Raw genomic sequence first — 13,249 nt, forward strand, 5'->3', positions numbered from 1 at the left:
TCAGCCCGCCTCGGCCTCGCGCTCCGTCCCGGAGGCGCGCAGGTCCAGGCCGATGTCGAGGATCGGGGAGGAGTGGGTGAGCGCGCCGACCGCCAGGAAGTCGACGCCGGTCTCGCCGTACGCCCGCGCGTTGTCCAGCGTGAGGCGGCCGGAGGACTCCAGGGCGGCGCGACCCGCGACCAGCTCCACCGCCCGCCGGGTCTCCTCCAGGGTGAAGTTGTCCAGCAGGATCAGATCCGCGCCCGCCTCCAGGACCGGGGGGATCTGGTCGAGGGTGTCGACCTCCACCTCCACGTCCACGTCCGGGAACTCGGCACGCACGGCCTTGAACGCCTCGGCCACGCCGCCCGCCGCGACCACGTGGTTGTCCTTGACCAGGGCCGCGTCCGACAGCGACATGCGGTGGTTGACGCCGCCCCCGCAGCGCACCGCGTACTTCTCCAGCACGCGCAGCCCCGGGGTGGTCTTGCGGGTGTCGCGGACCCTGGCCCCGGTGCCCTCCAGGGCGTCGGCCCAGGCGCGGGTCGCGGTGGCGATGCCGGACAGCCGGCACAGCAGGTTGAGCGCGCTGCGCTCGGCGGTCAGCAGATCGCGGGTACGGGTGCGGACGGTCAGCAGCTTCTGGCCGGCGGCGACCCGGTCGCCGTCCTCGACATGCCGCTCGACCTCGAACTCGTCGGTGCAGACGATGGACAGCACCGCCTCGGCGACGCGCAGGCCGGCGACGGTGCCCGCCTCCCGCGCGGTGAAGTCGCCGACGGCCGTGGCGTCCTCGGGGATGGTGGCCACGGTCGTCACGTCCACGCCGTTGTCGAGGTCCTCCTCGATCGCCATGTGGGCGATGTCCTCGACCTTGACGGGGTCGAGCCCGGCATCGACCAGCAGCTGGGCGAGGTCGGGGTCCAGACCGCACTCCATCGGGTCCAGCTCGTACGCCTCGTCGTCGGCGCCGCAGCCGCACGCGTCACCGCAGCCGGGGCCCCCGCCGGGGAGGCCGATCTGCAGCAGCGGGAGGGCCACCGGCTGGGTGCGGTCGTCGGGGGTGCTGCTCACGGGTGGGACTCCGTCTCGGTTCGGGGGGTGGTGGGTGAGAGGAAGGCCTGGCGGCCGGGGCGGGCCGACCGGGCGGCCGGGATCGTCCGGCAGGTGGCGGGGAACGCCTCCGACTCCGTCGTACGGACGTCCAGCGTGTCGTCCGGGCGCAGGGTGACCAGGAGGTGGCGGCGCCAGGCCGGGTCGTCCCGGTCGGGGCGGTCCTCCCGCCAGTGGCAGCCGCGGGTCTCCTCGCGGCGGAGGGCGGCGGCGACCAGGGCGCGGGCGACGAGGAGGAGGTTGGTCGCCTCCCAGCTCTCCACGCCCGGCTCGGCGGTCTTGCCGTCGCGCCGCAGCCGCTCGGCGGCTTCGCCGTGGACCCGCTCCAGCTGGGCGGCGGCCCGGGCCAGGCTCTCGGCGGACCTCAGCACCCCCGCCCCGGCGGTCATGATCCGCTGGATGGTGTACCGGGCCTCGGGGGGCAACAGCGGACCGTCGCCCGATGCGGCGGTGACGTCGGCGGCGGTGGCATCGGCGGCGGCTTCCGGGACTTCCGGGGCGGCTGCTTCCGGGGCCTCCGGGGCCTCCGGGGCCTCCGGGGCCTCCGGGGCCTCCGGGGCTTCCGGGGTGGTGGCGTCCGCCGTGGTGGGGTCCGCGGCCGGGGTGCCCGCCGAGGTGATGTCCGCGGCGATGCGCTCGGCGAAGACCAGGCCCTCGAGGAGGGAGTTGGAGGCGAGCCGGTTCGCGCCGTGGACGCCGGTGCAGGCGACCTCCCCGCAGGCGTAGAGCCCCGGGACCGTGGTGCGGCCGCTCAGGTCGGTGCGTACGCCGCCGCTCGCGTAATGCGCGGCGGGCGCCACCGGGATGGGCTCGGTGACCGGGTCGATGCCGTGGGCCCGGCAGGCGGCGAGGATGGTCGGGAAACGGTGCTCCCACATCCGGGCGCCGAAGTGGCGGGCGTCCAGATACATGTGCTCGGCGCCCTGCTCGAGCATCCGCCGCAGGATGCCCTTGGCGACGATGTCGCGGGGGGCGAGCTCGGCCAGCTCGTGCCGCCCCTTCATGAAGCGGACGCCGTCGGCGTCGACGAGATACGCGCCCTCGCCCCGCACCGCCTCCGAGACGAGCGGCTGCTGCCCCTCGGCCTCCGGGCCGAGCCACAGCACCGTGGGGTGGAACTGCACGAACTCCAGGTCGGAGACCTCCGCCCCGGCGCGCAGCGCGAGGGCCACGCCGTCGCCGGTGGAGACGGCGGGGTTGGTGGTGGCGGAGAACACCTGGCCCATGCCGCCGGTCGCGAGGACGACCGCGCCCGCGCGCACCGCGCCGACGCCGTCGTGCCGACCCTCGCCCATGACGTGCAGGGTGACGCCGGCCGCGCGGCCTGACGCGTCCTTGAGGAGGTCCAGCACCAGCGCGTTCTCGACGGTCTCGATGCCGGCCGCGCGCACCGCCTCGACCAGGGCTCGCGAGACCTCCGCGCCGGTCGCGTCGCCGCCGGCGTGCACGATGCGGCGGCGGTGGTGGCCGCCCTCGCGGGTCAGCAGGATCTCCCCGGTGTCGGCGTCGGCGTCGAACCGGGCGCCGGCGCCGATCAGGCGCCGTATGGCGTCGGGGCCCTCGGTGGCCAGGGTGCGCACGGCCGCCTCGTCGCACAGCCCGGCCCCGGCGACCAGGGTGTCGTCGAGGTGCTGCTCGGGGGTGTCGCCCTCGCCGAGGGCGGCCGCTATGCCGCCCTGGGCCCAGCGGGTGGAGCCGTCGTCGAGGCGGGCCTTGGTGACGACGGTGACCTTCGCCCCCTCGGCGGCGCAGCGCAGCGCCACGGTCAGCCCGGCGACCCCGGAGCCGACGACCACGACATCGGCCTCGACGGCCCAGCCGGGGGCCGGGGCGCGGAGGGCCACACCGGCGGCCGCCGGCTTCTTCTCTGAACTCATCACGCGACTCCGAACCACAGACGGACGTTGTCTATCAGGCGGGTGTCGCCGACCTTGGCGGCGACGGCGAGGACGGCCTCGCCGGTGTGGTCGTCGGCGACCTCGGTGAAGTCCGAGGGGTCGACGAGCGCCACATAGTCGAGGACGAGGGGTGGTTCGAGGAGGGCCGCCGCGTCGAGCACCGCGCGCGCGGCCGCCCGGACCGTCCGGGGGGAGGCCACCCGGGCGGGCCCGGCAAGCCCGTCGGAGCCGTCACGGCCGTCGCGGCCAGGGGGACTGCTGGGGCTGTCGGGACTGCTGGGGGTGTCGGGACTGCTGGGGGTGTGGGGAGCCTGCGCCGCCGCCTGCAGCCCGGCCTCGCGGCCCTCGGACAGCGCGCGGGAGAGGGCCAGGGCGGTGCTCCGCTCCCGCGCCGACAGATAGCGGTTCCGGCTGGAGAGCGCGAGGCCGTCGTCCTCCCTGACCGTCGGGACGCCGACGATCTCGACGGGGAAGTCCAGGTCGAGCACCATGCGGCGGATCAGGGCCAGCTGCTGGGCGTCCTTCTCGCCGAAGAAGGCGAGGTCCGGGCGGGTGAGGTGGAGCAGCTTGGCCACGACGGTGAGCATCCCGTCGAAGTGCCCGGGGCGCGAGGCGCCCTCGTACCGCTCCCCCATGGGCCCGGCGGCCATCCGCACCCGCGGCTCGCCGCCCGCGTAGACCTCCTCGACGGGCGGGGCGAAGACGATGTCCGCGCCCGCGGCGGCCGCGACCTCGAGGTCGGCGTCGAGCGTGCGCGGATAGCGGTCCAGGTCCTCGCCGGCGCCGAACTGCAGGGGGTTGACGAAGACGGTGACCGTCACCAGGCCCTCGGCGCCGACCCGGGCACGGGCCGCGCGTATCAGGGAGGCGTGGCCCTCGTGGAGCGCGCCCATGGTCATGACGACGGCGCGGCGCCCCGGGCCGACGAACCGCGCCAGGGCGGCCTCGAAGTCGGAACGGCGCGCGAACAGCTCCACGCCGGGCTCGCCCGGGCCGGCCTCCGGCGGCAGCTTCGGGCTCACCCTTCCGCCCCTCCCCGGCCGGGGACGTCGGAGACGTCCGAGAGGACGCCCAGCAGGTCCTCGGCGAGCTCGGGCTTGAGCAGCCCGTGGGCGAGCGCCCGGTCCGCGGTCGTACGGGCCATGGCGAGATAGCCGGGGACGGCCTGGGGCGCGTGTCGGTGCAGCTCGGCGACATGGGCGGCGACCGTGCCCGCGTCGCCGCGCGCGACCGGGCCGGTCAGCGCGGCGTCGCCGCTGCGCAGCGCGTTGTCCAGGGCGGCACCCAGCAGCGGGCCGAGCATCCGGTCCGGGATCCCGACCCCGGCGGTGCGCAGCAGGTCCATGGCCTGGGCGACCAGCGTGACCAGGTGGTTGGCGCCGATGGCGAGGGCGGCGTGGTAGAGCGGCCGGGCCTCCTCGGCGATCCACTCGGGCTCGCCGCCCATCTCGATGACCAGCGCCTCTGCCGCCATGCGCAGCTCCTCGGGCGCGGTGACCCCGAAGGAGCAGCCCGCGAGGCGCTGGACGTCGACGGGGGTGCCGGTGAAGGTCATGACGGGGTGCAGCGCGAGCGGCAGCGCCCCGGCGCGCAGGGCGGGGTCGAGCACGGCCGTGCCGTATCGCCCGGAGGTGTGCACCAGCAGCTGCCCGGGGCGCACCGCGCCGGTCTCGGCGAGGCCGCTGACCAGGTCGGGCAGCGCGTCGTCGGGGACGGTCAGCAGCACCAGCTCGGCCCGCGCCAGCACCTCCGCGGGCGGCACGATCGGGACCTCGGGGAGCAGGGCGGCGGCCCGGCGCACGGAGGCGTCGGAGACGCCGGACGCGGCGACGGGGCGGTGCCCGGCGAGCCGCAGCGAGGCGGCGAGGGCGGGGCCGACGCGACCGGCGCCGACGACCCCGACGGTGAGCCGGGCCGGGCGGTCCTGCGGCTCGGGAAGTGGATGTGCGTTCACGCGACGACGGCCTTCCGTTCCAGTCCTCAGGGGGTACCGGACGATTCCCCGCCATGCTACGCGAGTGTTTCCCAATGATCCGGACCTGTCCCCAGGGCTGTGGAAAACCCCATGCTTTGGCTGTGCGGGTAGGACATGCTCGGCCGCATGGGGAACAGCGCGCACCGGCCGGAACGGCCGGCACAACCGGAGCACACGGCACAACCGGAGCACACGGATCAGCCGGCACAGCCGGAGCGGACCGACCAGCCGGAACAGCCGGAGCAGAGCGCGCGGGCCCGCAGGCTCGCCGCGTGGCACGGCTCGACGCGGACGCTGACCGCGCGCCACGCCGGCGCGGGCGGGGAGCGGATCGGCGAGCGGCTGGCCCGGCTGACGGCCGACGCGGCCGGGGCGTACGACCTGGACGACTGGGTGGACCTCTACGGGGGCGGGGTCGTCGAGGAGCTGGAGCGGCGGGTCGCCGGTCTGCTCGGCATGGAGGCGGCGGCCTTCTTCCCCACCGGCACCATGGCCCAGCAGATCGCGCTGCGCTGCTGGGCGGGGCGCACCGGCAATCCGGCCGTGGCCGTGCACCCCCTCTCCCACCTGGAGACGTACGAGCGCGACGCCTACCTGACGGTGAGCGGGCTGCGCGCGGTGCGCCCGACGAGCGAGCCGCGGCTGCCCACGGCCGAGGAGGTCCGGGAGCTGGACGAGCCCTTCGGGACGCTCGCCGTGGAACTTCCGCTGCGCGACGCGGGCTTCGTGCTGCCGACCTGGGACGAGCTGACCGCCGTGGTGGAGGCGGCGCGGGAGCGGGATGCGGTGGTCCACTTCGACGGGGCCAGGCTCTGGGACTGCGCCCCGCACTTCGGGCGCGAACTGTCGGAGATCGCCGGCCTCGCGGACTCGGTGTACGTGTCGTTCTACAAGTCGCTGGGCGGCATCTCGGGGGCCGCGCTGGCCGGGCCCGAAGCGCTGGTGCGGGAGGCCAAGGCGTGGCGGCACCGGTACGGCGGGGAGCTGTTCCAGCAGTGGCCCGCGGCGCTGGCCGCGCTGGCCGGCCTGGACCGCGAGCTGCCCCGGCTGCCGTCGTACGTGGCGCACGCGAAGGTTGTGGCCAAGGCGCTCGACGAGGCCTTCACGGCCGCCGGGGTGCCCTGGTTCCGGGTGCATCCGCGGCCTCCGCACACCCACCAGTTCCAGGTGTGGCTGCCCTATCCGGCGCGGGACCTGGAGGAGGCGGGTCTGCGGCTGGCGGAGGAGACACGGACGACGCTGGCCCGCTGGTGGCGGGAGCCGGGGCCGCCCGGCCTGTCCATGACCGAGCTGACGATCGACTCGTCCGCGCTGGAATGGACGGCGGCCGATGTCGCGGACGCGGTCGCCGCCTTCCTGGAGCGGATTCCGCGAGCATGACAGCGGGCGCGGTGCGGGCGGCGCGGGGCGTCAGGCCCGGTTGGCGCCGCCCGGGCCCTGGGCCCGCACCAGCCCGGACTCGTACGCCATCACCACCACCTGCACCCGGTCGCGCAGCTCCAGCTTGGTGAGGATGCGGCCGACGTGCGTCTTCACGGTGGCCTCCGAGAGCACCAGGCGCGCCGCGATCTCGCCGTTCGAGAGGCCCTGCGCGACCAGCAGCATGACCTCGCGCTCGCGGTCGGTCAGCCGCTCCAGCTCCGGGCGGCCCGACCCGCCGGACCCGCGGCCGCCGCCCGTGCCCGGCAGCATCGGCGCGAAGCGGTCCAGCAGGCGGCGGGTGGTGCTGGGGGCGACCACCGCGTCGCCGCTGTGCACCGCGCGGATCGCCGCGAGCAGCTCGCCGGGCGGCACGTCCTTGAGCATGAAGCCGCTCGCCCCCGCCTTGAGCGCCGAGAAGGCGTACTCGTCGAGGTCGAAGGTGGTCAGGATGAGCACCTTCGGGGCGCCCTCCCGCCCGCAGATCCGGCGGGTGGCCTCCACCCCGTCGAGCTTGGGCATCCGCACGTCCATCAGGACGACGTCCACCTCGGCGGTGCGCAGCACCTCCAGCGCCTCCGCGCCGTCGCCCGCCTCGGCGACGACCTCCATGTCGGGCTGGGCCGCGAGCACCATCCGGAAGCCGGTGCGCAGCAGCACTTGGTCGTCGACGAGCATGACGCGGATGGACATCCGGTCGGGTCCCTTCCCTCGGTGAACAGGTCTGTGCGGTGCGCGGGGCCGCTCAGCCGGTCGGCTTGAGCGGCAGCAGGGCGCTGATCCGGAAGCCGCCGCCGGGGCGCGGGCCCGCGTCCAGGGTGCCTCCCACCATGCCGACGCGCTCCCGCATCCCGATCAGGCCGTGGCCCTGGCCGTCCGCGCCGCCGTCCTCGTACATCTCGCGCTGCGCGCCCCGCCCGTCGTCCTCCACGAGGAGGCCGAGCCCGTCGTCGAAGTAGGTCAGGCGGACGCTGGCGCCGACGTCCGGGCCGCCGTGCTTGCGGGTGTTGGTGAGCGCTTCCTGCACGATGCGGTAGGCGGTCAGCTCGACGCCGCTGGGCAGCGGGCGCGGGCTGCCCACGATCTTGAAGTCCACCGGCAGACCCGCGCCGCGGACCTGCTCCACGAGGTCGTCTATCTGCTCCACGTCCGGCTGCGGCACATAGTCGCTGTCGTCGCTCGGCGCCCCCGAGCGCAGCACGCCCAGCAGCCGCCGCATCTCGGCGAGGGCCTGGCGGCCCGTGCCGGAGATCGTCTCCAGGGCCTGCCGGGCCTGCTCGGGCGCGGCGTCCATGACGTACGCGGCGCCGTCGGCCTGGACCACCATCACGGAGACGTTGTGCGCCACGACGTCGTGCAGCTCGCGCGCGATCCGCGCCCGCTCGGCGGCCACGGCCACCTTGGCCTGCGCCTCGCGCTCCTTCTCCAGCCGGGCGGCGCGCTCCTCCAGCTGGGCGTAGTAGGCGCGGCGGGTACGCACGGAGTCCCCGAGCACCCAGGCCAGGATGAACGGGATGGTGGTGAAGGCCAGCGAGATGGCCCACCCCACCGAGGTCCGGTGCTCCGGGCCCGGCCAGCGGAGCATGGCGATGACGGGCGCGGCCAGGGCGGCGGCCAGCGCGCACCGGGACGCCCGGCGATCACCCTGGGCCGCCGCCGTGTAGGCGACGACCAGCATCGCGAAGTCCGCGGGGTTGACCGACACGTCCAGCGCGACCTGCGCAAGGCCGCACACCGTGACGAGGAGCAGCACCTTCTCGGGGGCGCGGCGGCGCAGCGCGACCGCGGCGCACAGCGCGAGGACGACCGGCACGGCCAGGAGGCGCGGCATGGAGTGCATCGGCGCCTTGAAGACCCACAGGAGCGAGAAGCCGAAGAGGAGGACGGCCCAGAAGCTGTCCAACCCCGTCGGGTGCCTGCGGAGGAAATCGTAGAGGCGCTGCACGTCACCCAGCGTAGGCATGGTGGGTACGTGCGGGGGTCAGCCGGACGGTCGATCCCTGGGCCGCTCCCCTACGACCCAGGGTGGATACGGCTCCGCATAACGTGGTCGGGTGGCGAGCGAGACGCGGACATGGCTGGGGTGGCGTGCCGCCACCGAGCACGCCCTCTACGGGCCGGAAGGCTTCTTCCGACGTGCGGAAGGACCAGCCGGGCATTTCCGTACCTCGGTCCACGCTTCCCGCCGGTACGCGGCAGCGGTCGCCGAGCTGCTGCGGCGGGTGGACCACGCGCTGGGCCGCCCGGAGGAGCTGGCCCTGGTGGACGTGGGCGCGGGGCGGGGCGAACTGCTGACCGGCGTGCTCGCGGAGGCGGCGGGCCTGCCCGGGCGGCTGGCCGAGCGGCTGCGCCCGTACGCCGTGGAGCGCGCCGGGCGCCCACCCGGCCTCGATCCCCGGATCGCCTGGCTCGGGGACCTCGGTGAACTGCCGCGCGGCGGCCTCGACGGGCTGCTCTTCGCCAACGAATGGCTCGACAACGTCCCCGTGGACATCGCCGAGACCGACACGGACGGCGTCCCGCGCCGGGTCCGGGTCAGCCCCGAGGACGGCGCGGAGCGGCTGGGCGAGCCCGTCGGCGGGGCGGACGCGGACTGGCTGGCCCGCTGGTGGCCGTCGGCGCGGGACGAGCCGGGGCTGCGGGCCGAGATCGGCCGGCCGCGGGACGAGGCGTGGGCGGCGGCGGTGCGGGCCCTGCGGTCGGGGCTCGCGGTCGCCGTCGACTACGCGCACGAGCGCGGCGCCCGGCCCCCGTTCGGCACGCTGGCCGGCTTCCGGGCGGGGCGCGAGGTGCGGCCCGTACCGGACGGGACCTGCGACCTGACCTGCCATGTGGCGATCGACGCGTGCGCCGCGGCGGGGGCCGCCGCCCTCCGCGACGCCACGCCCGGCCGCGCGCCCGCGCCCGTCCTGCTCCCCCAGCGCGAGGCGCTGCGCGCCCTCGGTGTCGAGGGGCGGAGGCCGCCGCTCGCGCTGGCCTCCAGCGACCCGGCGGCGTACGTCCGGGCGCTGGGCGGGGCGGGCGAGGCGGCGGAGCTGCTGGACCCGGCGGGACTCGGGGGCTTCACCTGGCTGCTGCAGCCGGCGGCCGCGGCGTGCGAAGGGCTGCTGGGGCCGGACGGCCGGGATTGACAAGAGGCGGGGCTGAGAGACTGGGCCCATGACGGAGACGACAGTCGGGATCGGCGGCGCCGCGGAGAGCACGGACATGGTGCTCAACATCGGCCCGCAGCACCCGTCCACCCATGGCGTGCTGCGGCTGCGCCTCGTCCTGGACGGGGAGCGCATCCGGAGCGCCGAGCCGGTGATCGGCTACATGCACCGCGGCGCGGAGAAGCTGTTCGAGGCGCGGGACTACCGCCAGATCATCATGCTCGCCAACCGCCACGACTGGCTCTCCGCCTTCTCCAACGAGCTCGGCGTCGTCCTCGCCGTCGAGCGGATGCTCGGCATGGAGGTGCCCGAGCGCGCCGTATGGACGCGCACCCTGCTGGCCGAGCTGAACCGGGTCCTCAACCACCTGATGTTCCTCGGGTCCTATCCCCTGGAGCTCGGCGGCATCACCCCGATCTTCTACGCGTTCCGCGAGCGCGAGGACCTCCAGCACGTCATGGAGGAGGTCTCCGGCGGCCGGATGCACTACATGTTCAACCGGGTCGGCGGCCTCAAGGAGGACCTCCCGGCGGGCTGGCTCGGCCGGGCGCGCCAGGCGGTGGCCGAGGTCCGCTCGCGCATGGACGTGTACGACGAACTGGTGCTCGGCAACGAGATCTTCCGGGGGCGCACCCGGGGCGTGGGCGTGCTGGCGCGCGAGACGGTGCACGCCTACGGGGTGAGCGGACCCATCGCGCGCGCCTCGGGCGTCGACTTCGACCTGCGGCGCGACGAGCCGTACCTGGCGTACGGGGAGCTGCGGGACACCCTGAAGGTCGTCGTCCGGGAGGAGGGCGACTGCCTGGCGCGCTTCGAGTGCCTGCTGGAGCAGACGCACAACTCCCTCGACCTGGCCGACGCCTGCCTGGACCGGATCGCGGAGCTGCCGCCCGGGCCGATCAACCAGCGCCTGCCCAAGGTGCTCAAGGCGCCCGAGGGCCACACCTACGCCTGGACCGAGAACCCGCTCGGCCTCAACGGCTACTACCTCGTCTCGAAGGGCGACAAGACGCCGTACCGGCTGAAGCTGCGGTCGGCGTCGTACAACAACATCCAGGCGCTGACCGAGCTGCTGCCGGGCACGCTGGTCGCCGACATGGTGGCCATCCTCGGCTCGCTCTTCTTCGTCGTCGGCGACATCGACAAGTGAGCGATGACACGTGAGCGGTGACACGTGAGCGGTGACACGTGAGCGCCGGCGGGTGAACGCCGGCGCGTGGTCGGGCGGTGGAGGGTGCGGGGCCGGCGCGGTGGCCGGCCCTACGAGATCGCGCTGCGCAGCTCCGGGAGCTCGATGTGCTCGGCCTCCTCGTGGGCGGTCAGGTCGATGACCTCGCCCACCGCGCCCTTGCCGGCCTCCGCGAGCGTCTCCGCGCCGATCACGTCGGCGAGGTCCTCCTCGGGCGCCTCCGGGCGCGCGGCGGGGACGGCCGCGGGCCGGGCGGTCTCGGCGGGGACGGCCGGGTCGGATGGCTCGGCCTCCGACTCGGCGGCGGGCTCGGCCGGCTCCGGCTGCCGCTTCTTGGGCTGCTTCTTCTGCGTGCCGAAGTAGTCGAAGCCGCCCTCCGGGCGGGACGCGGCCCGGCGCGCCGCGGCGTAGGGCACCACGGCGGAGGCCGCCGTGCGGGCGTGCGGCCGCGGCTCTCCGGACGCCGCCTCACGGGACGCCACCTCGGACGCCGCCTCACGGGAGACGGCCTCGCCGGACGCGAGCCCACCGGACGCCGACGCACCCGACGCAAGCTCAACCGGCCCACCGAACGCCGGCCCACCGAACGCCGGTCCACCCGACGCCGAGTCACCGAACGCCGGTCCACCCGACACCGACTCACCGAACGCCGGTCCACCCGACACCGACTCACCGAACGCCGGTCCACCCGACACCGACTCACCGAACGCCGGTCCACCCGACACCGACTCACCGAACGCGACCTCACCCGCCGCGCGCTCGCCCGCCGCCCGCTCACCGCCCGCGACCTCACCCGCCGCGCGCTCGCCAGCCGTCCGCTCCTCGGCGCGCGGCTGGCGCGGGATCCGCTCCCGCTCCTCCCGCTGCCTGCGCGCGTTGCGCACGAGGTGGCGCATCGCCTCGTCGGCCCGCGCGTACGCCTCGGCGGTCGGGGCACCGGCCACGGGGGTGCCGCCGACGGACTCGGCCGGAGCCGCGGGCTCGGGGGCCTGCGGCGCGGACTCCGGCTCCCTGGCCGGGGCCGCGGCCTCCAGCTCCAGCCGCCGGCGGCCCTCCAGGGCCCTCGCCCGCTCCGTCTCCGCCGTGGCGTAGCGGCGCAGCAGCGCGGCGTGCTCGTTGCGCAGCCGGGCCAGCTCCGACCGCTTGGCGCGCAGCTTGGTGTTGAGCGCGGCCTGCAGCTCGGCGGCCTTCTCGGCGCCGGCCTCGAGTTCGGCGATCCGGTCCTCGTACTTGAGCTCCTGCCGCGCGCTCTCGCTGGCGACCTCGGCGACCCGCCGCCCGGCGGCGCGGTCCCAGCTCCGCATCAGGACGGCGCCGACGACCGCGGCGGCTGCCGCGGTCGCCGTGAGGCCACGGATCACGACCGTATCGCCGACCAGCCAGGCACCGGCGGCGCACGCCATTGACGCGGCTGCGACCGACAAAGGGGGAAGTAGCCTGTGAAGAGGTGGGGATTGGCGGTGACGTCCACGTGGCATGGGCCGAAACTTACCGTGCGGGCGGCCCGCATGGGGCCCCGCCCCGCCAAATTCCGCGCCGATATGCCGAGCCGTTACCCGGCTAGTCCTTCACGAGTCCCTTCTCCTTCAGGTAGTCCTCGGCGACGTCGGACGCCTTCAGCCGCTCCCCGTCCACCTTCTTGTTGAGTTCGGTGAGATCGGCGGTGGTCAGCACCTTGTTGAGCTTGTTGAGCGCGTCCGCGATCTTCTTCGAGCCCGCGGTCTTCGCATTCACGACGGGCAGGACGTTGTCGGCATTCTGCAGTTTCTTGTCGTCCTTCAGCAGGACGAGTCCGAACTGGCTGAGGGTGGCGTCCGTGGTCGTGGTCAGCACCATCTGGTCCTTGCCGTCCTTGACCGCCTGCTTGGCCTGGACGCTGCCGACCTCGACCGAGTCGATGCCGGTGATGTCTATCCCGTACGTCTTCTCCAGGCCGGGCTGGCAGAAGGGGCGCTTGGGGCATTCGTCGCCGGCCGCCAACTTGATCTTCTGCTTGGACTTTCCGAGGTCGGAGAGCGTCTTCAGATCGTGCTTCTCGGCGAAGTCCTTGTGCACGGCGAAGGCGTTCTGGTCGACGGCCTCGCCGGCCGGCAGCACCTTCAGCCCGCGCGGCTCGGCGAGTTCCCCGAGCGCCTTCACCGTGGCGTCGACGTCCGAGGAGGCGACGGGCTTGGCATTCGGCCCGTTCTTCTTCTGATTCAGATATTCGGCCATCGTGGCCGCGTACTCCGGCACGACATCGATCTCGCCCTTCTCCAGAACCGGTTCGTACAGTTCCCGGGACTGGATCGTCTTGACCGACGCCTTGTAGCCGGCGTCCTCCAGCAGCCCCACGTACAGCGCCGCGAGGATCTTGGACTCGGTGAAGCCGGCCGAGCCGACCACCACCGAGCCCTCGCTCTTCTTCTCCAGGCTGTCGCCGCCGCACGCGGTGAGGCCGGCCGCCAGCGCCGCGACGGTCGCGGCCGCCCCGGCCACTCGGAAGATCTTGCTCATTGGGATTCCCCGTCCATAGATGACACGC

At 74.6% G+C, this 13,249-nt stretch carries 11 protein-coding genes; 3 read left to right on the forward strand and 8 right to left on the reverse strand.

Features of this window, described 5'->3' with window-relative positions:
- The 4 genes from nadC to ABFY07_RS17750 are packed head-to-tail and all read right to left on the reverse strand — an operon-like array spanning position 1 to position 4,944.
- Complete coding sequence (gene nadC / locus ABFY07_RS17735; protein WP_428836949.1) at positions 1–1,053, reverse strand: carboxylating nicotinate-nucleotide diphosphorylase; 1,053 nt, start codon at positions 1,051–1,053, stop codon at positions 1–3.
- A complete protein-coding gene (locus ABFY07_RS17740) occupies positions 1,050–2,969 on the reverse strand; it encodes an L-aspartate oxidase (RefSeq protein WP_346175425.1) in 1,920 nt (639 codons plus the stop codon). Before ABFY07_RS17740 ends, nadC begins: the two co-directional genes overlap by 4 nt.
- Entirely contained in the window at positions 2,969–4,012 is a 1,044-nt protein-coding gene (gene panC, locus ABFY07_RS17745) for a pantoate--beta-alanine ligase (protein WP_428836950.1), read from the reverse strand. The genes ABFY07_RS17740 and panC overlap by 1 nt, the downstream gene beginning before the upstream one ends.
- Positions 4,009–4,944: a Rossmann-like and DUF2520 domain-containing protein gene (locus tag ABFY07_RS17750; protein ID WP_346175426.1), complete on the reverse strand. Its 936-nt coding sequence runs from the start codon at positions 4,942–4,944 to the stop codon at positions 4,009–4,011. The genes panC and ABFY07_RS17750 overlap by 4 nt, the downstream gene beginning before the upstream one ends.
- Before the next feature lie 147 nt (positions 4,945–5,091).
- On the opposite strand from ABFY07_RS17750, the gene ABFY07_RS17755 reads away from it, so the two are divergent.
- Positions 5,092–6,345, forward strand: coding sequence for a threonine aldolase family protein (locus tag ABFY07_RS17755; protein WP_346175427.1), 1,254 nt, complete (start codon positions 5,092–5,094; stop codon positions 6,343–6,345).
- A 30-nt stretch (positions 6,346–6,375) separates the two neighbouring features.
- Here the strand turns inward: ABFY07_RS17755 and ABFY07_RS17760 are convergent, their stop codons facing one another.
- Both ABFY07_RS17760 and ABFY07_RS17765 read right to left on the reverse strand, forming a co-directional pair.
- Positions 6,376–7,077 (reverse strand): response regulator transcription factor, encoded by a 702-nt coding sequence (locus ABFY07_RS17760; protein ID WP_346175428.1) that lies wholly within the window; start codon positions 7,075–7,077, stop codon positions 6,376–6,378.
- A 52-nt stretch (positions 7,078–7,129) separates the two neighbouring features.
- On the reverse strand, positions 7,130–8,329 hold the full coding sequence (locus tag ABFY07_RS17765; RefSeq protein ID WP_346175429.1) for a sensor histidine kinase: 1,200 nt from the start codon (positions 8,327–8,329) through the stop codon (positions 7,130–7,132).
- 109 nt (positions 8,330–8,438) lie between these two features.
- Here ABFY07_RS17765 and ABFY07_RS17770 point away from each other — a divergent pair, with 109 nt between their 5' ends.
- Both ABFY07_RS17770 and ABFY07_RS17775 read left to right on the forward strand, forming a co-directional pair.
- Entirely contained in the window at positions 8,439–9,515 is a 1,077-nt protein-coding gene (locus ABFY07_RS17770; RefSeq protein WP_346175430.1) for an SAM-dependent methyltransferase, read from the forward strand.
- A 28-nt stretch (positions 9,516–9,543) separates the two neighbouring features.
- On the forward strand, positions 9,544–10,686 hold the full coding sequence (locus ABFY07_RS17775; protein WP_346175431.1) for an NADH-quinone oxidoreductase subunit D: 1,143 nt from the start codon (positions 9,544–9,546) through the stop codon (positions 10,684–10,686).
- 110 nt (positions 10,687–10,796) lie between these two features.
- On the opposite strand, the gene ABFY07_RS17780 is transcribed toward ABFY07_RS17775, so the two are convergent.
- The gene (locus ABFY07_RS17780; protein ID WP_428836951.1) at positions 10,797–12,086 is read right to left on the reverse strand and encodes a coiled-coil domain-containing protein; all 1,290 of its coding nucleotides are present in this window, start codon (positions 12,084–12,086) and stop codon (positions 10,797–10,799) included.
- Between the two features lie 199 nt (positions 12,087–12,285).
- Positions 12,286–13,221 carry an ABC transporter substrate-binding protein gene (locus ABFY07_RS17785; RefSeq protein WP_346175433.1) on the reverse strand — a complete coding sequence of 312 codons (936 nt, stop codon included), beginning with the start codon at positions 13,219–13,221 and terminating at the stop codon, positions 12,286–12,288.
- Between the last annotated feature and the right edge of the window lie 28 nt (positions 13,222–13,249).

Source organism: Streptomyces sparsogenes subsp. cuspidosporus (assembly GCF_039532705.1).
Classification (GTDB): Bacteria; Actinomycetota; Actinomycetes; order Streptomycetales; family Streptomycetaceae; genus Streptomyces; species Streptomyces sparsogenes.

Coding starts and splice junctions, on each gene's coding strand:
- ABFY07_RS17755 (WP_346175427.1), top strand. CDS start 5,092: ATGGGGAACAGCGCGCACCGGCCGGAACGGCCGGCACAACCGGAGCAC.
- ABFY07_RS17785 (WP_346175433.1), bottom strand. CDS start 13,221: ATGAGCAAGATCTTCCGAGTGGCCGGGGCGGCCGCGACCGTCGCGGCG.
- ABFY07_RS17760 (WP_346175428.1), bottom strand. CDS start 7,077: ATGTCCATCCGCGTCATGCTCGTCGACGACCAAGTGCTGCTGCGCACC.
- ABFY07_RS17740 (WP_346175425.1), bottom strand. CDS start 2,969: ATGAGTTCAGAGAAGAAGCCGGCGGCCGCCGGTGTGGCCCTCCGCGCC.
- ABFY07_RS17775 (WP_346175431.1), top strand. CDS start 9,544: ATGACGGAGACGACAGTCGGGATCGGCGGCGCCGCGGAGAGCACGGAC.